The following is a 24464-nucleotide window of genomic DNA, read 5'->3' as shown; positions in this document are numbered from 1 at the left end:
TCTATTAGGATGAGATTTTTGAGAGGAGTGATTTTATGAAGAAAAATAAAGTAGCAAATCCTATTACAGAAGGTGTTATCTGGAAACAATTGTTAATATTTTTCTTTCCGATAGTTGTCGGAACATTATTTCAACAATTATATAATACAGTTGATGCGATTATTGTAGGACGTTTTGTCGGTAAGGAGGCGCTTGCCAGCGTTGGCGGTTCCGCCGCAGTTCTTGTCAACTTTGTCATCGGATTTTTTACCGGACTTTCTGCCGGAGCAAGTGTAATTATCTCCCAGTTTTACGGTGCAAATGACCACGATAATATGCAGAAAGGATTACATACCGCTTACGCATTTTCCATTGTGTTCGGTATCGTCATTTCCATTGCAGGCTTAATTCTAACACCTTGGTTATTAAAAATTACTAAAACCCCTGCTGACATCTTTGATGATTCTGTACTTTATCTTAGAATTTACTTTGCAGGCTTGATTTTCATGCTAATTTACAACATGGGATCCAGTATTTTGCGAGCAATCGGCGACTCTAAACGTCCGTTATACTACTTAATCGTATGCTGTTTTATCAATATCGGATTGGACATTTTGTTCGTTGTCTATTTCCATATGGGAATTGCCGGAGCGGCCATTGCCACATTAATCGCACAGGCAGTCAGCGCCGTTTTAGTTACACGGGCATTAATGACTTCTTATGATATGCTAAAACTAATTCCACGGGAAATACGAATACATTTTGCACTATTGAAATCAGAATTTAAAATCGGACTTCCAAGCGGTGTGCAGTCCTGTATGTACAGCCTGACAAATATTATTATTCAAGCCGCTGTAAATAACTTCGGAACGGACACAACTGCCGCGTGGGCTGCCTATGGAAAACTTGATGCTATTTTCTGGACAATATGTGGCTCATTCGGAATTGCCATCACAACATTTGCAGGACAAAATTACGGTGCAGGACTTTATGAGCGTGTGAAAAAAAGTGTTCGCGTCTGTCTGCTAATGGCATTCGGTGTTTCAGCGGTACTGTTGACTTTCCTCATGGTTGCCTGTCGTCCGTTATATTATATCTTTACGACAGACTCAAATGTTGTTGAACTCGGTGTCTATATGCTGAGATTGATTACACCTAGTTATATGATTTTTATCTTTATTGAAATCTTTTCAGGGGCTCTTAGAGGTATCGGAGATGTATTTATCCCCACTTTAATTACACTGGGCGGAGTTTGTTTTATTCGTATTCCGTGGGTGATGTTTATTACCCCTATGAGAAATGAAGTGTCGACACTTCTATACAGTTATCCGGTGTCATGGGCTGCCACTGCGTTGTTACTTCTTCCGTATTATCTGTATCAGAAAAAGAAAAAGCTTTCTGAGTAAGGGCGAAAGACGAACGAGAAGACAGCGAAAAGAAAGCATTTTCAAAGATATAACAAATATTCTATTAATGTTTTTGTCTAAATTCAGCGTATTATCAGATGAACTTCAGAAAAAAACAATTAAGAAATAGATGAAAAAGTTTTAAAGAATTGGATACAAACGGCAAGCCAAGTAACTTCTTTCGAAGAATTTATTTCTAAAAGATAAACCTTTCTACTAACCGCAAATCCAAATAAAAGGATTTGCGGTTAAAAATAAACAAGTCATTCCTATTCAGGTATATATGTAAAGAAAACAAGGAATTCTATACAAATATAAGTTTATACTATCTTCACCTCATATCCGTATTCATTAAAAGATAAATCCTCATCTATCTTTTCTTCATAAATTCCTTCCCTTTTCTCAAACTTTGCTTTTTCATAAAGTGCAATAGCAGGAAAATTATTATCCACAACAAAAAGTCGTAAATACTCTCCGCCTAACTGCTTTACAAGAAAACATGCTTCTCTTAAAGTAAGCACCCCTATACCTTTTCGTAAATATTTAGCATTAACACCTAATCGGTCTATATATAACACATTTGCCTTTTCCTTTTCCCAAATAATACTATCTTCTCCCTCATGAAAAGAATTTAGTGCAAATCCGGATAGAATTTCTCCTTTATCATTTACTAAAATATAGAATTGCTTCTTTTTTATATCTTCTTCCAAAAACTCACACGGATAAATTTCATCCCAAATGTATGTCCCATTTTTTTCCATTTCACAAACAATATCTTTGTACATCTCTTTTATCTGAAATATATCTGCTATTCTTGCTTCTCGTAATTTCATAATCTTTTTCTCCTATTCCTTAAACGAATGCAGCCAATCCGCCTTCTTATAATAAATGAAAAAGATAATTGAACTTAATCCCCATGTAATCGGATATACCCAATATACAATATCAATTTTGCCAACCAACTTTCCAAATACAACAAGTATCGTCACTCGGATAACACACCAACAAATAAGCATAACAACCATCGGAACCATTGATTTCCCGGCACCTCTAAGCACCGCTGAAATCGCATGGGAATACGCCAGCAGACAGAAGAATAACGCCGCAGTCCTTGCCCTCGCCACACCATACATAATTACTTCCGGATTACTATCAAATGCTCTTGTCAGTGGTGAGGCAAAAATAAAGATAAGAACCCCGATTAATTCCGCGAGAACAACTGTTGTAAGTATCCCAAATCTCGCTCCTTTTTTCGCTCTCTCTTCTTGTTTCGCTCCCAAGTTCTGCCCTACAAAAGTTGTCAATGCCATTGTAAAACTTGTAATTGGTAAAAATCCGAAACCTTCTATTTTAGAATACGCACCACATCCCGCCATTGCCGTTTCTCCAAATGCATTAATATTAGACTGTACAACAACATTTGCAATGGCAATAATAGAATTTTGAATACCTGACGGTAAACCAATACGGATAATCTGCCCCAGCATTTCTCTGTCAAATCGGATTTTCCTCAAGCACAAACGATATTCTTCTTTCGTCCTCATCAGTTGTCCCATGCATAAAAACGCACTGACAAACTGAGAAATAGTTGTCGCTAAAGCCGCAGCCCCCACTCCATAATGAAATCCTGCGATAAACACAAGATCCAATACAACATTTATAATGGATGAAATAATCAAATAATACAATGGATGTTTACTATCTCCAACAGACTGCAAAATTCCCACAAAAACATTATACATAACAAATCCGAGAGAACCCATGAAATAAATTCGGAAATATGTAACCGACTCAGGCAATACATTTGCCGGAGTATCCATCCAAACCAAAATCTGCGGGGCAAAGAAAACACCTACGATTGTTAAAAGCACGCTGGCAGCCAGACCAAAAGCAACTGTCGTATGCACCGCCTTTTCCACTTTTTCTTTGTTTCTCGCCCCAAAATACCTTGCAATAACAACTCCCGCACCGATAGCAATTCCGTTAAAAAATCCAATCATCAGAAAAATAAGATTTCCGGAAGAACTGACTGCCGCCAACGCATTACTTCCCAAAAAATTCCCAACAATCAGCGAGTCCGCCGTATTATACATCTGTTGAAAAAGATTTCCCAAGAAAATCGGCATCGCAAAAAATGTTATCTTTTTCCAAATAGACCCTTCTGTCATCAAATTCTTTGACGTAGTTGTTTCCATACTCATTCCTCCATTTCTATTCTTTTATTTTATCAAAAACAAATCATTTTGCAAAGTTTTTCATTTTGTGTGACATAGTCACTGATAAAATCGGGTATAACAACTATACTGACAATAACAAATACAAATGAAAAGGAGATTTTATTATGGAAGCATTAAATATTACAATAGACAATTTTGAAACAGAGGTTATGCAGTCAGATAAACCTGTATTAATCGACTTTTGGGCATCATGGTGTGGTCCATGTCAGATGGTACTCCCAATTATTAAAGAATTGGCAGAAGAAGTAACTCACGCAAAGATTTGCAAAGTCAACGTAGACGAACAGCCTGAATTAGCAAAGAAATTCCGTGTACTCAGTATTCCTACTCTTATGGTAATCAAAAACGGAGAAATTGTAAAACGTGAAGTCGGTGCTAAATCAAAAGAAGAAATTTTAGAATTAATCGGATAATACTGATTTTTAAATTCTAAATTTTAAAATAAGAATCTCTTATAGAAATTCGTGTTTTTACACGTCTTCTTTGAGAGATTCTTATTTTATGTGTTATTCTGTCAAACTATAACACTGATACATAATGCTAATGATTGTCTTTTTATCCGTACCTCTTACACCAATAGACCTCAAATCTATATCTTCACTTTCCAATTCAGATAAAAATCTTTTCATATCTCCTGCTATTTCCACACCGAGATTCTGTCTTGTATCAGATGTAATCAACTGTGCAAGACGAAACACATCATTTTTGTGCTTTTTGATATTTTTATCGTCTACCTGTTCACCACGTGCTTTGCGTTCTTTTAAATCCAACCACGCCTTTGCCTTAAATGGTATCAGACACGTCGGGCTTAACACTGGAATACCGTCAATCAATATCTGTCCGTTTTTCAACAACTCATAATATGCTTCATTCAAAAGAATTGCAGACAAACTGGAAATTTCCTCATTTATCGGAAGGGGCGTAAGAATTGCATCATCTTTCAACACAATGAACTCCGGATTTCTTGAAAATATCTCTATCATATACGGATATTCTTTACTTTTCGGAGAGGTGAAACGATAAAACTGCGCTTTACCTGTACTCTTGTTTAAATGTTCATACCCTGCCTCCTTGACATATTCCCAAAACTGCTTTCCAAATTCTGCTGTTATAGACTCAACAATCAGAACAATATCAATATCCCTAGTTGCACGAAAAGGAAGCTCCTCATTTTCCATAATTAAATCACAAGCCGTACCGCCGATGATTACATATTGATTTTCATATCCCCGAAATCTTTCTTTAAATTTTGTAAATCCATTAACCATTATCTTTAAGTTCTCCTTCTATCAACTCTTCTACTGCCTCTTCAATTCTTTCATCAGAATTACCCATAAATGATAACGCAACTGAGAGAGCATCGGCAATATTGTCGTTCGAAAACATCTTTGGGTTATATGCCCACAACTCAAGTCTAACCTGCTTTTGAGGATCAATCAGTTCATCAGTCAGCAACTTCTTATCAAAATCCTTATTACTTACCGCATATGTGATAATCCTGCTTGAATTTAACATTGTTTTCTCAGCAAGTGCAGTTTCTCCAGCATATATCATATCAGAAACAACTCTTGATTTATCTATATACCCTACCTTACGAACCGGAGTTAATAAATACTGCTTAGCCTTTTCAAATAACTCTAACCTTTCGTATTTCGACTCGACTACCTTATTTACACCATGTTTTGTGACAAAGAACAAATCTGTAGTTTCTAATTGTTTTACAGCTCTTGTTAATGTCATTGCAGTAAACGGAAGTATTTTTGCCGCCTCGGAAATATACAACCGTTTTCTCTTACTATACAGATAAAACAAAAACAACTGCTGTGTAGAAAAAACAAATTTCTCCATTCTTTTCTCCGGCTCCTTTTCATCTGTCAGCATTGTTCCGATAAAAGGAAGAAATACCTGCTTTTCAGTTATGAACGGTATATTATTTTCTATCAAACTTTTCCTTCGATAAGAGGATACTGCTCTAAGTTCAAGAACTACAGGAACTCTATCTGCTTCCTGAATTTTTGCTATCTGCTTTTTTAATGCCGGCAATGTAACAAGTTCTTCTTTCGGTTTAATCATAATGCAGCGTTTATCAGCGATATAGGCTGTGCGAAAATTATAACTTCCCGCTATATATAAAGGCATTGAACTTTTATTCCAAGTTTCATATTTTATGGAAATTCCAAATATACTCTCAAGCATATTTTATCCCCCTCATTTTAACTTAATTTATTTCATTTTAACTTAACAAATGTTAAAAGTCAAGTTTTTAAGTTAAATTTTGTGGACGATAGCATTAGAGAACGACTACCTGATACCCCTTTTCTACAACAACTTTTTCAATTTCTGCCTATCCACAATCCTAATACTTCCTCTGGAAAGTTCTACCATACTTTCCTTTGCGAAATATTTCAACATCCTTGATACAACTTCTCTCGCACTTCCCACATATTTTGCAATCTGCTCATGCGTAAGAGAAAGCGTATCCGCCCCTGTTTTCGCTGTTTCGTCCAATAAAAAGATTGCCAGCCTTCTGTCAAAACTCATAAATAAAATCTGTTCCATTGCCCACATCACATCTGAAAATCTGTCCGCAGTCAGCCGGAGGCTAAATGCCTCCACATAGATGTTTTTCTGGCTCAGCGAAGAGAATACAGATGAATTAATCAACAACACTTCACTATCTTTCTCTGCGTCTACATGAACATCAAATGTAATATTTTTCAGAATACAGGAAGCAGATAAAATACACACATCGCCATCTCCCAAACGATACAACGTAACCTCTTTTCCCTCTTCCGAGAGAATATAAGTTCTCAGTTCTCCGCTTTTAATAAGTAATACTCCGACACACTCCTGCTGGGCATCATAAATATTCTGCCCTTGTGTATATTTTACTACGGCTGTATTCTGTATTAGTATTTCCTGCTCTTCTTTTGTAATCTCATTCCAAAAGGTAAGCCTTTCCTCTAAATATTTTCTATTCTGCTCTGTCATCTTCGTCTTCTTCCATTGATTCTACCAAATCCCAAATTTCCTCTCTTCCCTGTTTTGTCACAGAAGAAAATGGAATTACTTTTGTACCCGGAACTAAATCTAATCCCTGTTTTACCATTTTTACATGTTTTTGAATTTGACTCCGTTTTAACTTATCCAGTTTTGTTGCAATAATAATTGGATTATAACCATGATATACAATCCAGTCATACATCATTTTATCATTGGCAGTCGGCTCATGACGTATATCTATCAAAAGGAAAACTGCTTTCAATTTCTTTGATGTATTCAAATATCTCTCAATCAATTTCCCCCACTGTTCTTTTTCTTTCGGAGATACTTTTGCATACCCATATCCCGGAAGGTCAACAAGATACAATTCTTTATTTACATTATAAAAATTGATTGTCTGTGTTTTTCCCGGTGTGGCAGATGTTCTTGCCAGTGATTTTCTGTTTAATAAAGCATTAATCAGTGAAGATTTTCCTACATTTGATTTCCCTGCAAACGCTATCTCCATTAAATCCGTATCTGGCAGTTTGCTTGTAATCCCGCACACAATTTCTAATTCTACATTTTTAATTACCATATGCCCTCCTATTCTTTGACAAGTGCAATTTCTAAAACTTCTCTCATATGATTTACCGGAATGATTTCCAATCCCTTTGTGATTTCAATAGAGAGTTCCTCCACATCTTTTTTATTTTCAAACGGAACAATAACTGTTTTAATTCCCGCAACTTTAGCCGCAAGTAATTTTTCTTTCAAACCGCCTATCGCAAGCACACGACCACGCAATGTAATTTCTCCTGTCATTGCCACATCTGCCCGCACTTTCCGATTTGTAATGGCTGAAAAATTGGCAGTCGCCATAGAAATTCCGGCGGATGGTCCATCTTTTGGCACTGCTCCTTCCGGTATGTGAATATGAATGTCATGTTCCTCAAAAAATTCTTTAGGAATATTAAATTCTCCGGCTATGGAACGAATATAACTGATTCCAGTCCTTGCAGACTCTTTCATTACATCTCCCATTTGTCCTGTCAGCATCAATTCACCTTTTCCCTGCATTACATTTACCTCAATCTGCAGAGTATCACCGCCTACGCTTGTCCATGCAAGCCCTCGAACAATTCCAACCTCATCTGTTTCATTTGCTTTCTGATAAGTATACTTTTCTTTACCGAGGTATTTTTCCAGATTGCTTTCCGTTACTCTGATTTTTTTCTTATTTTTTTCCAATATTTCTCTGGCGGATTTTCTGCAAATATCACCGATTCTTCTTTCTAATTGACGAACACCCGCTTCTCTTGTGTAATTATGAGAAATTTTCCAAATCGCCCCTTTACTTATCGTGAGCATCTCTTTCTCTAAACCGTGTTTTTCCAATTGTTTCGGAATGAGATGTTTTTCTGCAATATGGAATTTCTCATTGTCCGTGTAACTTGTCACTTCAATAATTTCCATTCTATCCAACAACGGTCTTGGAATAGTCTGTAATGAGTTTGCCGTTGTCACAAATAATACTTCCGACAAATCAAGAGGCACTTCTAAATAGTGATCTCGGAATTTTACATTCTGCTCGCTGTCCAGCACCTCCAATAACGCGGAGAATGTATCTCCCTTATAATCTGTGCTGACTTTGTCAATTTCATCCAGCAACATAAGCGGATTTCTAACACCCGCTGTTTTCAATGCATTTGCAATACGTCCCGGCATTGCACCCACATATGTTTTTCGGTGTCCTCGGATTTCCGCCTCATCCCTTACTCCACCCAAAGAAATGCGGACATATTTTTTATGTAAAGCTTTCGCAAGAGATTTTGCGATAGAAGTTTTTCCTGTTCCCGGTGGACCGACAAGACAGAGTATCGGACTGCTTCCCTTTGAAGTTAATGCTCGAACAGCCAAAAATTCCAATATTCTCTCTTTTACCTGCTCTAAACCGTAATGTTCTGCTTCTAAAATTTCTTTCGCATAGTGAATATCTAAGTTGTCTTCACCCACCCTATTCCACGGCATTTCCAACATCGTTTCAATATAAGTTCTTGTCACGCCGTTTTCAGCCGGACCGTTCATTGTGTTACGAAATCTTCTTACTTCTTTGCGGAGTTTTTCCTTTATCTCCTCAGGTGCATCCAACTCTTTCACTGCCTTTGCAAATTCATCGGCATCCGAAATAGTGGAATCATCACCCAGTTCTTCCTGAATGACTCTCAATTCCTCCCGAAGCAAATACTCTTTCTGATGCTTATCAACTCTCGCCTTTACCTTTTCCTGCAATTCCTCTTTAATTTGAGATACCTGTATTTCCTTTTCCAACATTTCTGTTAAAAGCAGGTAACGTTTTAATGCATCTGTTTCCTCAAGCAATTTTTGTGTATCCTCATAACGAAACGGTACATTTGCACAAACTTCATCCACAAGTCTTTTCAAATCATCAATTCCCGCTATCTGCTCCACAATCTCTTTTGTCATCTTAGGATTTTTTACTGCATACTGCAAAAAAAGTTCCTGTAATGTCCTAAGCATTGCCTCTTGTTTTACCGGTTCTTCTTCCACATACGGATATTCTTCCAATACAGTAATCTCCGCCTCCAAATATGGTTCTGTCTGTACAAGATCGTTCAATTTCGCTCTCCGCTCCCCTTCTACAAGTACACGCAAAATCTTTTTTGGCATCTTGACAATCTGTTTAATGGAAGCGACCACACCCATCTCATATAAATCGCCCTTTGTTACATTTTCTGTTTCAATATATTTTTGTGTCAACAGGAAAATCTGTTGTTCTTCTGCCATTGCCTTCTGGATAGCCTCCAATGACATCTCTCTGCTCACATCAAAGTGTACAACTTCTTTTGGCATAATTGTCATTCCTCTAAGCGCCACCATAGGCAGTCTTTTTATCTGTTCATTCATCTATTTTCCCTCTATTCAAAAAGACGGCTCTCTGGTTACCCATTAACGCCGTCTTAATTTCTTTTCAAGTTTACGCACTGACTACTTCTCTATTTTCCGTTTCATAAATCGGCTTGCCGATTCCCTGCACAACTTCTTTCGTAATTCTGCAGTATTTAATACTGTCATCTGACGGAACGTGGTACATTGTATCCATCATAATTTTCTCCATAATGGCACGAAGTCCTCTCGCTCCTGTTTTTCTTGCTAAAGAAGTTTTTGCGATTTCTACAAGTGCATCTTTATCAAAGACTAATTCAACACCGTCTAACTCCAACAGTTTCTGGTATTGTTTTACAATCGCACTCTTCGGTTCTGTCAAAATACGAATCAATGCTTCTTCATCCAACATTTCAAGTGATACCGTTACCGGAACACGCCCCACAAGTTCAGGGATAAGCCCGAATTTCACTAAATCCTGCGGCAATACCTGTCCAAGCAATCTGTCAATGTCATACTCGTGTTTCTCTGCAATTTCCGCATTAAATCCGATAGATTTTTTATCAATACGAGTTTCAATAATCTTATCAATTCCTTCAAATGCCCCACCGCAAATAAATAAAATATTTGTCGTGTCAATCTGAATTAATTCCTGATGAGGATGTTTTCTTCCTCCCTGTGGCGGAACGGAAGCGATTGTTCCCTCAATGATTTTTAAAAGCGCCTGCTGTACGCCTTCACCTGATACGTCACGGGTAATAGATGGATTTTCTGATTTTCTTGTGATTTTATCAATTTCATCAAGATAAATAATTCCATATTCTGCTCTGCGAATATCTCCATCTGCCGCTTGAATAATTTTCAACAAAATATTCTCTACGTCTTCTCCGACATATCCCGCCTCTGTCAATGCTGTAGCATCTGCGATTGCAAACGGTACATTCAAAACTTTTGCCAGTGTCTGAGCGAGAAGTGTTTTACCACATCCTGTAGGACCTAACATCAAAATATTGCTTTTGTGCAATTCCACGCCCAAATCTTTCTCCGCCATAATTCTCTTATAATGATTGTATACGGCTACTGATAAAACTTTTTTCGCCTCATCCTGCCCAATTACATAATCGTCAAGAAATGCCTTCATTTCTTCCGGTTTTAGCAGATTGATTTCACTAAACTCATTATCTTCTTCGTATTCCAGTTCTTCTTCTATAATCTCTGAACAAACGTCAATACATTCATCACAAATAAAGACACCGTTTGGTCCTGCAATTAATTTGCGTACCTGCGCCTGTGATTTGTTACAAAATGAACATCTGATTGCCTCGTCCACTTTCGCCATACTTTCACCTCTTTTTTACACACGCAAAGGAGATGTCTGTCAGACACCCCCTTTGTTCTTATTAACGGCTTACAACTACTTTGTCGATTAAGCCATATTCTTCTGCTTCTTTAGCAGACATAAAATTATCTCTTTCTGTATCCGCAGAAATCTGTTCAAAACTCTTACCTGTTCTTTCGGCTAAAATTTCATTTAATTTCTTACGGGTTTTTAAAATATGTTCCGCAGCGATTTGAATTTCCGTTGCCTGCCCCTGTGCTCCACCTAATGGCTGGTGAATCATAATCTCAGCATTTGGAAGTGCGAAGCGTTTGCCTTTTGCTCCTCCTGCCAACAAAAATGCACCCATGCTCGCAGCCATTCCGATACAGGTTGTAGATACATCACATTTAATGTACTGCATTGTATCATAGATTGCCAGCCCTGCACTTACAGAACCACCCGGACTGTTGATATATAACTGAATATCTTTTTCAGGGTCTTCCGCTTCAAGATGTAATAACTGTGCCACAATAATACTTGCCGACACATCAGTTACTTCCTCTCCAAGAAAGATAATTCTGTCTTTCAAAAGTCTTGAATAAATATCGTAGGAACGTTCACCGCGACTTGTCTGTTCAATAACATAAGGTACTAAACTCATGTTGCTGCCTCCTTATTTAAAATACCATTAATTATTTTTCTACTGTGTTATCCACAACTAATGTTACTGCTTCCTGCACTGCAAGATCCATTTTCATCTGTGCTTTTTCATTTTCGCCCATAAATTCTTTTAATTTTTCTACTTCCATCTTGTATGCTTCAGCCATTTTTGCTAATTCTTCATCGATTCTTTCATCTGTGATTTCAATATTTTCTGCTTTAACGATTGCTTCTAACACTAATCTTGTCTGAATGCGTTTTACAGCCTGTGGTCTTAATTCTTCAAGCATTTTTTCTGCTGTCATTCCTGTAAACTGGAAGTACTGCTCCATGCTTAATCCTTGCTGCTGCATTCTCTGTGCAAAATCATCTGCCATCTGACGTACCTGTGTTTCAATCATTGCTTCAGGAATATCCATAGTTGCATTTTCTACAGCCTGTTCCATAGCCTGATCTTCTTTCTGTCTTTTTCCGTCAGCGTTTTTCTGTTCTTTGATTTTTGCTTTAATATCTGCTTTTAATTCGTCTAATGTATCGAACTCAGAAATTTCTGATGCAAACTCATCATCTAATTCAGGAAGTTCTTTTGCTTTGATTTCGTGTACTGTACATTTAAATGTTGCTGCTTTTCCTGCTAATTCCGGTGCGTGATATTCCTGTGGGAATGTTACGTTTACTTCCACTTCTTTACCTGCTTCAGCGCCGATTAACTGTTCTTCAAATCCAGGAATGAATGCTCCTGAACCGATTGTAAGCGGATAATTTTCTCCTTTTCCGCCTTCAAATGCAACACCGTCAACAAATCCTTCAAAGTCTAATACAACTTCATCTTTATCCTGTACAGGACGACCTTCTACTGTGATTGTTCTTGCATTTTTTTCCTGTTCTTTTACAAGTCTTTCTTCTACTTCTTTCTGAGTTACTCTGTTAGAGTATTTATCAACTTTTAATCCTTTGTATTCACCTAAAGTTACTTCCGGTTTTAAAGCAACTTCTGCTGTGAAAATAAATGGTTTTCCTTTTTCAATCTGTACTACTTCGATTTTTGGCTGAGAAACGATTTCTAACTCAGATTCATCATATGCTTTTGCATATGCTCCAGGGATAATTGCATTTGCTGCATCATCATAGAAAATTTCTACTCCGTACATCTTCTCTACCATCTGACGAGGTACTTTACCTTTACGGAATCCCGGAATGCTGATTTTTCCTCTTTGTTTCATATATGCACCGTTAAGTGCTTTTTCAAATTCTTCTGCTGAAACTTCTACTGTAAGTTTTGCCATATTGTGCTCTAATTTTTCTACTTGTAAACTCATTTACCTTTTCCTCCTTATATGAAAAACGCCTTTTGGCTTTCTTCTTTCACACTCATTAGCGTAGTATATCATAATCTCTTTTAAATTTCTAGTCTTGAATTGCATCTAAACGCAGTATTTTCGTGATTAAATCGGATATTTCTTCCTCTTTTGGAGCAAATTCCTTGTTTTCGCCCTTTTTAATTGTCAGCGTAACTAATTCTTTCTCTCCGTAAGATGCTTCCGTGTATGCTGTTTCAAGCAATTCATAAGACTGCGCCGTAATATCAAAAAGCATCTGCTGAAGAATTTCTTCCTCTGTTCCTTTGTACTCTCCCCGTTCAGACTTCTGCTGAATCTGCATCATACTTTCCTTTAACAATTCTTTCCATTTTACAAATATATCTGTCGGCTGAATTTCTACGGTTACTTTATATTCATCACTGCTGATTTTTTCCTCTTTAGTCACATTATATTTCATTGAGCGGAAAATTTCCTTACATACCGTATAAAATTGTTCTTCCATTTCCCCACTGGCATTCAGTCCTTCTGTCAATCCTTGCGAAAATGTACGAATATACTGTTCATAATCTTCTTTTAATTTTTTCTTCTCAATGTCTTTATCAAATTTGAGTAACTCCTCCGTATCTCCTTGAAATCTGTGGTCTAATAATGCCTGCACATACCCTTTCGCATCAAATTTTCCGCAGGCTGTCATACTAAACATAAGACTACAACATAGGAGAATCATTACCCCTTGTTTTAATCGTTTCATTCCATTCTCCTTATCCATAAACAATAGATTCTCTGATTTCCTCTGCTTTCTCGCTTCCTATAAGTAATTCTACAAGTCCCAGTGCAAACGGAATTGCCGTTCCCATTCCTCTGCTTGTCACAACATGACCGTCAACAACGACCATATCTCTTATTACATCTGCACCGAGCAGACCTTCCTCCATCGCCGGATAACAGGTAGCCTTTCTGCCTTCCAAAAATCCCAACTTTCCAAAAATAGTCGGGGCAGCGCAAATTGCAGCCACATATTTTTTGCTTCCATAAAATTTTCTCAGCAATGCTTCAAGTCCTTTATGCTCCTGTAAATGAATCGTCCCAGGCATTCCTCCCGGAAGAACAAGCATCTCGGCATTCTCAAAGTTCGCCTCTTCAAACAACGTATCTGCCTGCACGTTTATCTCATGTGCTCCATGTATTTCCCTGTTACCTGTCACAGATACCATTTCAACCTTAATATCGGCTCTTCTTAGTATATCCACTACAGTCAATCCTTCGATTTCTTCAAATCCATCTGCAAGAAATACACATACCTTTTTCTCCATATCTTTTTTCCTCCTTATTACAGATTACCTGCATTTTAGCAGACAACCGAAAAAAAAGCAAATATTTACATTTTCTCTGCCCTATATTATGATATTTGTCAGAAGAAACATTTTTCATACACAAAGAAAGGCGGAAAACATATGGAAATCGAAAGAAAATATTTAGTCAGCCATCTTCCCGACAACCTCTCCTCTTATCCGCATCGTATAATCGAGCAGGGGTATCTTTCCACAGATCCGGTTATCCGTATACGAAAAGACGGAGAAAAATACGAACTCACTTATAAATCAAAGGGGCTGATGATTCGCGAGGAATATAATCTCCCACTCACACAATCTTCCTACGAACATTTAAAGCCTAAAATTGACGGATATCTCATTACAAAAGAAAGATATAACATCCCTTATAACAATTATTTTACAATAGAACTGGACTGTTTCTTGGGAGATTTTTCTCCGCTTATTTTAGCTGAAGTGGAATTTCCTGACGAGGCTTCCGCTAATTCCTTTGTTCCACCGGACTGGTTCGGCAAAGACGTTACGTTTTCTCCCGAATATCAGAACAGTTCATTAAGCCAAAAAGGCCCGCTTCGCTAGAAGCAGACCTTTTTTTATTCTCCAAGATTAAATTCTTCATGGACGGCATTTAACGCTCTATCCACGTCCTTTTCATCAATCAATACGGTAATGCGGATTTCCGATGTAGAAATCATTTTAATATTCACTCTTGAATTGTAAAGCGCCTCGAACATTCTGGATGCCACACCCGGATTACTCATCATTCCTGCACCTACAATGGAAATTTTCGCCACATTTTCATCGTATCCCACTTCCTGAATGGTAAGAACTTCTTTCTTTTCTTCCAACAATTCGATTGTTGCCTGTAAATCATCTTGCGAAACGGTAAAGGAAATATCTTTTGTTCCGTTTCTTCCCACAGACTGTAAAATAATTTCTACGTTAATATTATTTTTCGCAAGAGTATGGAACAGACTGAACGCAATACCCGGCTCGTCTTTCACACCGATTGCGGACACTCTCGCCGTATTTTTGTCGCCTGCCACACCTGTGATTAGCATTTTTTCCATTTTCTTCACTGCCTCCTTCACTATCGTTCCTTCTTCATTATTTAAACTTGAACGTACAATCAGCGTCACACCATATTTTTTCGCCATTTCCACTGAACGATTATGAAGAACCTTTGCTCCTAATGTGGCAAGTTCCAACATTTCATCATAGGTGACTACCTCTAATTTTCTTGCGTTTTTAACAACTCTCGGGTCTGCCGTATATACTCCGTCTACATCCGTGAAAATTTCACAGACATCAGCATGAAGTACTGCTGCCAAAGCGACTGCCGTCGTATCTGAGCCGCCTCTTCCAAGAGTCGTATAATCGTCATATTTATTTATCCCCTGAAATCCGGTTACGATAACAATTTTTCTGTTTTCCAGTTCGTGCGTAATACGTTCTGTATCAATTCGCTTAAATCGTGCATTTCCGTATTTTGAAGTAGACTGCATGGAAATTTGAAACGCATTTAAAGAAACCGCCGGAACTCCCATTGACTGCATCGCCATTGCCATAAGAGATACTGACACCTGTTCTCCCGTTGTCAAGAGCATATCCAACTCTCTTTTGGTTGCTCTTGGATTGATTTCTGTCGCTTTCGCAAGCAGTTCGTCTGTCGTATCTCCCATTGCCGAAAGTACAACAACAACGTCATTTCCTTTTTGCCAATCTTCTATACAACGTTTCGCAACATTAAAAATTCTTTCTTTATTTGCTACGGAACTCCCTCCAAATTTCTTTACAATTAACATAAATTCCTCCTGCTCTCACGGTCAACTCTCATTAAAGCCATTTTATTCTTCCACACGCATCATATGCAGAATATTGGAAAACTGTGATGCTTTTTCTTCATAAACACTTTCTTTTATTTTCTCTGTCATAAATCCAAACTCACCCGTTATATCTTCCAAAATCACCTGTTCTGTTTTGCCAAACACTGCTTTTATTTTCTCAGCATATTCTTCCGGTGTTCCTTCCATTCTGACAAAGAAGTTTTTCTCTGTATCTGCCTTATCTCTCAATATCATTTTTTCTTTTGTCCAAACAGGCATTACAACTCTTCCCATATTTTTCACTGCGTCTACCACATCACCGACAACTGCACTAGCTGTAGGAAGTTTTCCCGCACCACTGCCATAGAACATAGCATCTCCAAGCATATTTCCTCTTACAAACACTGCATTAAACACTCCATCCACATGATAAAGCGGATGACTGTCGCTTAACAGGCAAGGAGAAACCATAGCGCTGATTTTATCTTCTTCTCTCTTCGCAGAAGCGAGAAGTTTAATCGTTTTCCCCAGTTTCTTTGCGTATTTCATGTCCGTAGCAGTAATCTTCGTAATTCCCTCTGTATAAATTTCTTTATAATCCACACATTTCCCAGAAATTACGGAAGACAAAATAGCAATCTTTCTACAGGCGTCATGCCCTTCTACATCCGCCTCCGGATTTCTCTCCGCATATCCTTTATCCTGTGCCTCTTTTAATACTTCATCATACTCCGCACCTTCATTGAACATTTTTGTCATCATGTAATTCGTTGTTCCATTTAAAATTCCGGTAATCTCTTCAATTTCATCTCCGGTCAATGCCTGATGAAGAGAGCGAATAATAGGTATACCTCCACCGACACTCGCCTCATATAAAAAGTTCACCTTATTTTTCTCAGCAAGTGCGAGAAGTTCTGCCCCGCACTGTGCCACTAATTCTTTATTAGAAGTCACTACGCTCTTTCCCGCTTCTAAAGAACGTTTCACAAAAGTGTATGCAGGCTCAATGCCCCCAAGTACTTCCACAACCACTTTAATTTCTTCATCTTGAACAATCTGCTCAAAATCAGTTACAATTCGATTTTCTATCGGTGTACCGGAAAAATCCCTTCTATCCAAAACGTATTTTACGTCAATTTTTTCTCCTGCACGTTTTGCAATAAGTTCTCTATTCTTCTCCAGTACTTCCACAACGCCGGAACCTACTGTTCCATAGCCCAATACTGCTGTTTTTATCATTTGTATCACTCCCTGCCTACAATTTTTAAATAATGTACGCCTTCATTATTCTCTATCTCATTCACCATATCAGAAATATTTCCCGTTGTAGAAAGAATTTCCACACTGATTGTCAGTGTGGCTACTCTGTTCAACGGAATGCTCTGATGAATGGTGAGAATATTGGCTTTATACTCCGCAATCTCCTGCAAAATCTCGGCAAGAAGTCCCGGTATATCATCCATTTGAATTGCTAAAGTAATCGTCTGTCCTTTTTCATTTTCATGAAACGGAAAAATATCATCTTTATATTTATAAAAAGAACTTCGGCTCAGCCCTATCTTTTCTGTCGCTTCCTGAATCGTCATAAAACGCTCCGCCGCAAGCAATCTTTTTACCTCTACCACTTTAAGAAGTACCTCAGGAACTGCTTTTTTCTTAATGACATAGTAGTTTGAATCCATGCCGCACCTTCCTTTCGCCTTCGTTATTCATCTTCATTTCGTTTTTTTAAATATGCGTTAATAAACGGCTCTATATCTCCATCCAGCACCGCAGTTACATTTCCATTTTCAACATTTGTGCGATGATCTTTCACTAAAGTATATGGTTGCATAACATAGGAACGTATCTGATTACCAAAGCCGATTTCTTTTACCTCTCCTCTTATACCAGACACTTTATCCGCCTGTTCCTGCTGTTTAATCAAGTACAATTTCGCCTTCAGCATCTGCATCGCCTTCTCACGATTAGAATGCTGCGAACGTTCATTTTGGCATTGCACAACTATTCCTGTAGGTAAATGTGTAATACGGATAGCAGAGGACGTTTTGTTTACATGCTGTCCTCCCGCTCCGCTCGCTCTGTATGTGTCCACTTTCAAATCGTCCTCATTGATTTCAATATCAATATCGTCTTCTATATCCGGTATGACATCGCAGGACGCAAAAGAGGTCTGTCTTTTTCCCGCTGAATTAAACGGTGAAATACGCACAAGTCTGTGAACTCCTTTCTCAGACTGTAAATAACCGTATGCGTTTTCCCCATTCACTTCAAATGTAACGGTTTTTATCCCCGTAATATCTCCATCCAAATAGTCCAGCACGGAAATGGAAAATCCTTTTCTCTCTGCCCACCTGCTGTACATTCGGTAAAGCATACTCGCCCAGTCACACGACTCTGTTCCTCCCGCTCCTGCATGGAGTGTTACAATCGCATTGTCTTTATCATACGGACCTGAAAGCAACGTGTTAATACGAATCTCCTCAAAGTTTTTTTCAAACTGACGAATTTCTCTGCGGATTTCACCAACCATACTCTCATCGTTATCCTCGTAAGCCATCTCAATGAGCATACCTATATCTTCATAACTTGTAAGCAAGTTTTCCGCCGTTTCCAAAAAACTCTGCAATCCCTTCAGTTCACGCATAATCTTCTGCGAACGTTCTGTATCTTCCCAAAATCCCGGCTCTTCTATCTTCTTTTGCAGTTCTTCCACTCTGTCCTGTTTACCTGCAAGGTCAAAGTGAATCCCTCAATTCGTTTAATGGTTCCTCATATGAATTTATGACGCTTTTGAACTGGTCTAATTCAACCATTTTTTCACCTCTTTTTAATTATTTTCGTCCACAGCACTGTTTGTATTTCTTTCCGCTTCCACATGGACATGGATCGTTCGGATATACTTTCTTTTCTTCTCTTTTCTTCGGTTCTCTTACAGATGTGTCATCTTTATTTGTACCTGTCACCTGTGCAACCTGCTCTCTTTCCACTTTCTGTTCAATTCTAACGTGGAATAATAAGCGTACCGTATCCTCTGCAATAGCGTTTGTCATTGCTCCAAACATATCATATCCAAGCATTTTGTATTCTACCAATGGGTCTTTCTGTCCATATGCCTGAAGTCCGATACCCTGACGCAACTGATCCATATCATCAATATGATCCATCCATTTTGCATCAATAACCTTTAATAAAATAACACGTTCTACTTCTCTTAAATGTTCAATTTCAGGGAACTCAGCCTCTTTTGCTTCATATGCTTTTACGGCTCTCTCCTTTAACACGTGTTTCAATTCTTTCTGACGCATATTTTTCACTTCATCAGGAGTAACAAATTTCATCGGAATTGTTGCAAGAAGGCTTCTCTCCAATTCTGCCAAATCCCACTCATCTGATTCCATGTCCGGTGATACGCAGGCATCTACAAGATTTTCCACATATTCCGTAATCATATGATAGATAGAATCTCTCATGCTTTCCCCGTCTAATACACGACGTCTTTCTTCATAAATAATTTCTCTCTGTTCGTTCATTACCTGATCGTATTCCAACAGGTTTTTACGAATACCGAAGTTGTTATTTTCAATCTTCTTCTGTGCTTTTTCAATTGCATTTGAAAGCATCTTATGTTCAATCTGTTCTCCGTCCTCTACTCCGAGTGTATTAAATACACCCATGAGTTTTTCCGAACCGAATAATCTCATCAAATCATCTTCCAATGAAATGTAAAATCTTGATTCACCCGGATCTCCCTGACGTCCTGAACGTCCTCGCAACTGATTATCAATACGTCTTGATTCGTGTCGTTCTGTACCGATAATCTTGAGTCCACCTGCATTTTTGGCATCCTCATCCAATTTAATATCAGTACCACGACCCGCCATGTTTGTAGCGATTGTTACCGCACCATGCACACCTGCCTGTGCAACAATTTCCGCTTCCATCTCATGAAACTTTGCATTCAATACGTTATGTGGAATACCTTCTTTTTTCAGCATTCTGCTCAACAATTCAGAAGTTTCAATTGTAATTGTACCAACAAGAACCGGCTGTCCTTTTGCGTGTGCTTCCACAACCGCATCTACAACTGCCCTGAATTTCTCATCTTTCGTTTTATATACGGCATCATCTAAATCTTTTCTCTGTACCGGAAGGTTTGTCGGGATTTCTACAACGTCCATTCCGTAAATATCACGGAATTCTTTTTCCTCTGTCAGAGCAGTACCTGTCATACCGCTTTTCTTTTTATATTTATTAAATAAGTTCTGGAAAGTAATTGTCGCAAGCGTTTTACTTTCTCTCTTCACTTTTACGTGTTCTTTTGCTTCAATTGCCTGATGAAGTCCGTCAGAGTAACGGCGTCCCGGCATAATACGTCCCGTAAATTCATCGACAATCATAACTTCTCCGTCCGGAGTAACAACATAGTCCTGATCTCTGAACATTAAGTTATGTGCACGGAGCGCTAAAATAACGTTATGCTGAATTTCTAAGTTCTCAGGATCTGCTAAGTTCTCTAAATGGAAGAATTTCTCTACTTTCTTTACACCATCTTCCGTAAGGCTTACATTTTTCTCTTTCTCATTAACGATAAAGTCACCTGTTTCTTCGATGTCTTCTCCCATAATGGCATTCATCTTAGAAAATTCACCGCTCGCCTCTCCACGTTCCATTTGTCTTGCCAAAATATCACAAGCCTCATATAATTTTGTGGATTTTCCGCTCTGTCCTGAAATAATAAGAGGTGTTCTTGCTTCATCAATCAACACGGAGTCAACCTCATCAATTACTGCAAAATGAAGTCCTCTCTGAACTAACTGTTCTTTATAAATCACCATGTTATCTCTTAAGTAATCAAAACCAAGTTCATTGTTTGTTACATAAGTAATATCACAGTTATATGCTGCACGGCGTTCGTCATTGTCCATAGAGTTTAATACAACGCCGACTGTAAGTCCGAGGAACTCATGCACCTGTCCCATCCACTCAGCATCACGTTTTGCTAAGTAGTCATTGACTGTGACAATATGTGTTCCTTTTCCTTCCAAAGCATTCAAATATGCAGGTAATGTAGAAACCAAAGTTTTACCTTCACCTGTTCTCATCTCGGAGATACGTCCCTGATGTAAAATAATACCACCGATTAACTGTACTCTATAGTGTCGCATATGTAATGTACGGACAGCGGCTTCTCTTACCGTAGCAAATGCTTCAGGCAAAATATCATCAAGCGTTTCTCCTTTTGCAAGTCTTTCTTTAAATTCTTTTGTCTTACCTCGTAATTCCTCGTCCGATAATTTCTGCATATCCGGCTCTAAAGCTTCAATCTTATCGACAATCGGATAAATACGCTTTAATTCATGTTCGCTGTGTGTACCAAAAATTTTTTCTAATAAGCCCATATCTTTCTCCTTGTTTGAAAAATTCAAGAATCTTCGGTGTCCTTTCCCGAAGTCCAACTATGTTCCATTTTATCACTATATATACGTCAATTCAACCATTTTCTCTTACAAATGTCTTTATAGGAAATACAAAAAAGACATATATCTTTTCCCCATGATATATGTCTTTTCCTGTAATTTTCTATTTATTGTTTTTGATCTTTTTAACCGTTTTCAAATACTCCGTCTATTTTTGTTTTCACCCCTTGACTTTTTCTGATAATCTGCATATATTTATCGTTCATACATACTCCCCTATTGTATTAAAAAATAAATCCATGTTTCTGACATATCTCATGTACTGCCATTGCAAAAATCGCCCTTGAACGACAATAAGGATTATAATTTGTATTTTTCTTCTTGATATACAAATTTCTCAATTCTCCCCATAAATCACTCTCTTTTATCCACTCCACTTTTTCTTCCAACATATAATATCCATTCCCTTGTTCACACCATTCATATGTATTCTGTTTCTTATTAAAGCGGATATATTGCTGACCCTCGCAATTCACATCACTATAATTATTAACTATTGCAAAATCACAACTATGCAAAATACTCGAATTCTTTTTATCTTTAACTTTAATTGTCAGAACACGGGTAGAGTCTTCCGGATAATCATACCCATATTTCTTTACAATTTTATTTAAAGCCTCCCGAATAATATTTCTTATTTTTTCTTCCGAAAATTTTTCGTTATCATCATTTACTTCAATATTAAAGTCAAAATCAAATCCCACATTTGATTTCAAATCATAAGTAATCATATTTCTCTTATAACTGCCTACCACATCAAATCGAAAAGTAAAATCTTTTCTCACCAAATCTTGTACCTCTTTAATAAGGCTCGTAACATTATTGTAAGCCTTCTTTACTTCGGGAGTTCTCTTAGAAATATAATAGAAATTGTAACTCATAATTTTTCTCCTTTTTTCATTCATCTCCCAAACCGTCCATTTAACATCACTTTGTCAAATCATTTCATTATACACCCATACTCTTAAATGTCAATATATTTTCTCCTCATATTCAAAAAGAGTGTTGCATTTCGCCCCACTCTTTCATTCCAAATTATTTTGATGTCATGTTTTTATTATTATTTGTTGTGTTGTCCGTAATATCATCTACAGTGTCTTCCACGCCGTCTACAGCATCACGAACACCATTGTCAATCCCCTCGCCAACATCTTCCATTACTCCGTCACCGTCTGTATTTTTCTTGTCAGTATTTGTTGTTGTGTTGCCATTATCATTCGCATTTTCCTTTGTTCCACAGCCAACCGCAAAAAGCATACATACGCATAATAACGCTACCACTGTCTTTTTTATCTGTTTCATCTGAACTCTCCCTTTCTGTGTATTGTGATTCATTAAGAATTTCTTCTTATAAATAATATCTGCAAATCACTTTTTTCTATACACATTTCAAGTTCGGGAAGTTTTTCCATTTTATAAAAACACATTTTCCATCGTATACAATCCCGCTTCCTGTCCTGCTAAAAATTTTGCCGCTTCCAACGCACCTTTTGCAAAAATAGTTTTAGAATACGCAGTATGTTTTATTTCAATCACTTCATCTTCGCCTGCAAATTCCACTTTATGCTCACCCACTATTGTTCCACTGCGAACCGATAAAATAGGAATACTTTCCTCTCCTAATGCTTCTTTTAAAGCAATTGCCGTTCCGCTTGGAACATCTTTTTTGTATCGGTGATGCTTTTCTATAATTTCCACATCATATCCTTTCGGGAACAATTCTTTCCCCAGTTTTTTTAGGAAACCTAATAATATCGTAATACCTATCGACATATTTGCCGATTGTAAAACAGGAAACTTTTTTGCAAATTTCTCTATATTCTCCTGCTGCATTGTCGATAATCCGGTTGTACATAATACAAGAGGAATTGCCTTTTCTTCACACGCCCTCAACAACTCATCTGTTCCCGAAGCGTCCGAAAAATCAATTACTACATCCGCTGAAACACTACATTCAAGAAGGCTGCTAAATATCGGATAGTTTTCCATGTTTCTAATACATTTATCCACTCCTGCCACAATTCGCACTGTTTCATCTTTTTCAGCCAGCATAGTAACAAACTTTCCCATTTTACCGTTACAACCGTGTAAAATTATGTCAACCATATTTCACCTTCCTGCGATAACTTTATACCGTATTCACACATAATACGCGCCAAAGTTTTTCCTTTTTCTTCCTCCAAATCCAACAAAGGCATACGAAGATTTCCCACATCTTTTCCCATAAATGATAATGCTTTTTTTATCGGAATCGGATTTGCTTCGCAAAACAACTGTCGTATTAAAGGAAGCGCTTTTAGTTGTAATGCACAACTTTCTTTTATATTCCCTGATAGAAAATTTTCACATATTTTATGTACTTCTCTTGGCGCTATATTTGCCAGAACAGAAATTACACCCTTTCCACCAAGCGATAATACAGGAACAATCTGATTATCATTCCCTGCATATACATCTATCTTTCCGTCCGTAAGTTCCATTATCTTAGCCACCTGCGAAATATTTCCCGATGCTTCTTTTACACCTATAATATTTTCATTTTTCCTTGCCAACAGGAAAACTGTTTCCGGCTCAATATTACAGCCGGTTCGATTTCCTACATTATATATAAGTATCGGAATTTTAATATTTTCCGCAAGTTTCCCATAATGTGCCAAAAGTCCTTTTTGAGTTGGTTTGTTATAATAAGGTGTGACTACAAGCACGCCGTCTGCACCACATTCTTCCGCTTCTTTTGATAATTGCACTGTTGTTCGCGTACAATTTGTTCCTGTTCCCGCTATAATCGGCACTCTTCCTCTGGCAAATTGTACTGCTCTTTTTATGCAGAGCAGTCTTTCTTCTTCTGACAAAGTAGCAGATTCTCCCGTTGTCCCGCAAACGATTATCGCATCGGTCTGATTTATGCAGTGATACTCCACCAATTCTTCCAGCATTTCCTCATTGATGCTCCCATCTTTACAAAACGGCGTTACGAGCGCAACCCCCGAACCGATAAAAACAGATTTCATTC

General features: G+C 37.8%; 24 protein-coding genes. 3 read left to right on the top strand and 21 right to left on the bottom strand.

Translation table 11 applies throughout. The features are described from left to right. Positions 1-35 precede the first annotated feature (35 nt). The gene (locus ACYPXO_RS04270; protein ID WP_459639440.1) at positions 36-1385 is read left to right on the top strand and encodes an MATE family efflux transporter; all 1350 of its coding nucleotides are present in this window, start codon (positions 36-38) and stop codon (positions 1383-1385) included. A gap of 320 nt (positions 1386-1705) precedes the next feature. On the opposite strand, the gene ACYPXO_RS04265 is transcribed toward ACYPXO_RS04270, so the two are convergent. Beyond that, positions 1706-2218, bottom strand: a complete 513-nt coding sequence (locus tag ACYPXO_RS04265) for a GNAT family N-acetyltransferase (RefSeq protein ID WP_459639439.1) — start codon at positions 2216-2218, stop codon at positions 1706-1708. A gap of 12 nt (positions 2219-2230) precedes the next feature. Then, positions 2231-3580 (bottom strand): MATE family efflux transporter, encoded by a 1350-nt coding sequence (locus ACYPXO_RS04260; RefSeq protein ID WP_459639438.1) that lies wholly within the window; start codon positions 3578-3580, stop codon positions 2231-2233. Between the two features lie 146 nt (positions 3581-3726). Here ACYPXO_RS04260 and trxA point away from each other — a divergent pair, with 146 nt between their 5' ends. Continuing rightward, complete coding sequence (gene trxA, locus ACYPXO_RS04255) at positions 3727-4035, top strand: thioredoxin (protein WP_459639437.1); 309 nt, start codon at positions 3727-3729, stop codon at positions 4033-4035. A 93-nt stretch (positions 4036-4128) separates the two neighbouring features. Here the strand turns inward: trxA and ACYPXO_RS04250 are convergent, their stop codons facing one another. The 10 genes from ACYPXO_RS04250 to ACYPXO_RS04205 form a co-directional block, all read right to left on the bottom strand. Further along, positions 4129-4890, bottom strand: coding sequence for a hypothetical protein (locus ACYPXO_RS04250; protein ID WP_459639436.1), 762 nt, complete (start codon positions 4888-4890; stop codon positions 4129-4131). Further along, a complete protein-coding gene (locus ACYPXO_RS04245; protein ID WP_459639435.1) occupies positions 4883-5818 on the bottom strand; it encodes a MarR family transcriptional regulator in 936 nt (311 codons plus the stop codon). Before ACYPXO_RS04245 ends, ACYPXO_RS04250 begins: the two co-directional genes overlap by 8 nt. Before the next feature lie 123 nt (positions 5819-5941). Then, positions 5942-6613 carry a Crp/Fnr family transcriptional regulator gene (locus tag ACYPXO_RS04240; protein ID WP_459639434.1) on the bottom strand — a complete coding sequence of 224 codons (672 nt, stop codon included), beginning with the start codon at positions 6611-6613 and terminating at the stop codon, positions 5942-5944. Next, positions 6597-7202: a ribosome biogenesis GTP-binding protein YihA/YsxC gene (gene yihA, locus ACYPXO_RS04235; protein WP_459639433.1), complete on the bottom strand. Its 606-nt coding sequence runs from the start codon at positions 7200-7202 to the stop codon at positions 6597-6599. The genes ACYPXO_RS04240 and yihA overlap by 17 nt, the downstream gene beginning before the upstream one ends. An 8-nt stretch (positions 7203-7210) precedes the next feature. After that, positions 7211-9532 (bottom strand): endopeptidase La, encoded by a 2322-nt coding sequence (gene lon, locus ACYPXO_RS04230; protein WP_459639432.1) that lies wholly within the window; start codon positions 9530-9532, stop codon positions 7211-7213. A gap of 70 nt (positions 9533-9602) precedes the next feature. Further along, positions 9603-10850, bottom strand: a complete 1248-nt coding sequence (gene clpX / locus ACYPXO_RS04225) for an ATP-dependent Clp protease ATP-binding subunit ClpX (RefSeq protein WP_459639431.1) — start codon at positions 10848-10850, stop codon at positions 9603-9605. A 61-nt stretch (positions 10851-10911) separates the two neighbouring features. Continuing rightward, positions 10912-11493: an ATP-dependent Clp endopeptidase proteolytic subunit ClpP gene (gene clpP, locus ACYPXO_RS04220; protein ID WP_459639430.1), complete on the bottom strand. Its 582-nt coding sequence runs from the start codon at positions 11491-11493 to the stop codon at positions 10912-10914. Between the two features lie 31 nt (positions 11494-11524). Then, the gene (gene tig, locus ACYPXO_RS04215) at positions 11525-12811 is read right to left on the bottom strand and encodes a trigger factor (RefSeq protein WP_459639429.1); all 1287 of its coding nucleotides are present in this window, start codon (positions 12809-12811) and stop codon (positions 11525-11527) included. An 88-nt stretch (positions 12812-12899) separates the two neighbouring features. Next, entirely contained in the window at positions 12900-13565 is a 666-nt protein-coding gene (locus tag ACYPXO_RS04210) for a hypothetical protein (protein WP_459639428.1), read from the bottom strand. A 10-nt stretch (positions 13566-13575) separates the two neighbouring features. After that, the gene (locus ACYPXO_RS04205; RefSeq protein WP_459639427.1) at positions 13576-14127 is read right to left on the bottom strand and encodes a DJ-1 family glyoxalase III; all 552 of its coding nucleotides are present in this window, start codon (positions 14125-14127) and stop codon (positions 13576-13578) included. Between the two features lie 141 nt (positions 14128-14268). On the opposite strand from ACYPXO_RS04205, the gene ACYPXO_RS04200 reads away from it, so the two are divergent. Then, complete coding sequence (locus tag ACYPXO_RS04200; RefSeq protein WP_459639426.1) at positions 14269-14724, top strand: CYTH domain-containing protein; 456 nt, start codon at positions 14269-14271, stop codon at positions 14722-14724. 14 nt (positions 14725-14738) lie between these two features. Here the strand turns inward: ACYPXO_RS04200 and ACYPXO_RS04195 are convergent, their stop codons facing one another. The 9 genes from ACYPXO_RS04195 to dapA all read right to left on the bottom strand — a co-directional run bounded on the left by ACYPXO_RS04195 (position 14739) and on the right by dapA (position 24462). Then, positions 14739-15950 carry an aspartate kinase gene (locus ACYPXO_RS04195; RefSeq protein WP_459639425.1) on the bottom strand — a complete coding sequence of 404 codons (1212 nt, stop codon included), beginning with the start codon at positions 15948-15950 and terminating at the stop codon, positions 14739-14741. 42 nt (positions 15951-15992) lie between these two features. Further along, positions 15993-17210: a homoserine dehydrogenase gene (locus tag ACYPXO_RS04190; RefSeq protein WP_459639424.1), complete on the bottom strand. Its 1218-nt coding sequence runs from the start codon at positions 17208-17210 to the stop codon at positions 15993-15995. Between the two features lie 5 nt (positions 17211-17215). Further along, positions 17216-17653: an ACT domain-containing protein gene (locus ACYPXO_RS04185; protein WP_459639423.1), complete on the bottom strand. Its 438-nt coding sequence runs from the start codon at positions 17651-17653 to the stop codon at positions 17216-17218. A gap of 23 nt (positions 17654-17676) precedes the next feature. Next, positions 17677-18787 (bottom strand): peptide chain release factor 2 gene (gene prfB / locus ACYPXO_RS04180; protein WP_459639422.1). Its coding sequence is split into 2 segments (ribosomal slippage): positions 17677-18711 and positions 18713-18787, totalling 1110 coding nucleotides; the frame shifts between segments, so codons are not numbered across the junction. Between the two features lie 18 nt (positions 18788-18805). Then, on the bottom strand, positions 18806-21373 hold the full coding sequence (secA, locus tag ACYPXO_RS04175; protein ID WP_459639421.1) for a preprotein translocase subunit SecA: 2568 nt from the start codon (positions 21371-21373) through the stop codon (positions 18806-18808). Positions 21374-21675: 302 nt separating this feature from the next. After that, positions 21676-22332: a hypothetical protein gene (locus ACYPXO_RS04170; RefSeq protein WP_459639420.1), complete on the bottom strand. Its 657-nt coding sequence runs from the start codon at positions 22330-22332 to the stop codon at positions 21676-21678. Positions 22333-22486: 154 nt separating this feature from the next. After that, on the bottom strand, positions 22487-22753 hold the full coding sequence (locus ACYPXO_RS04165; RefSeq protein ID WP_459639419.1) for a hypothetical protein: 267 nt from the start codon (positions 22751-22753) through the stop codon (positions 22487-22489). A gap of 111 nt (positions 22754-22864) precedes the next feature. Beyond that, complete coding sequence (locus ACYPXO_RS04160; RefSeq protein ID WP_459639418.1) at positions 22865-23557, bottom strand: 4-hydroxy-tetrahydrodipicolinate reductase; 693 nt, start codon at positions 23555-23557, stop codon at positions 22865-22867. Then, entirely contained in the window at positions 23545-24462 is a 918-nt protein-coding gene (gene dapA / locus ACYPXO_RS04155) for a 4-hydroxy-tetrahydrodipicolinate synthase (RefSeq protein WP_459639417.1), read from the bottom strand. The genes ACYPXO_RS04160 and dapA overlap by 13 nt, the downstream gene beginning before the upstream one ends. Positions 24463-24464: the final 2 nt, after the last annotated feature.

Source organism: Faecalimonas canis (assembly GCF_054601575.1).
This window is presented reverse-complemented; position numbering and strand designations above follow the sequence as displayed.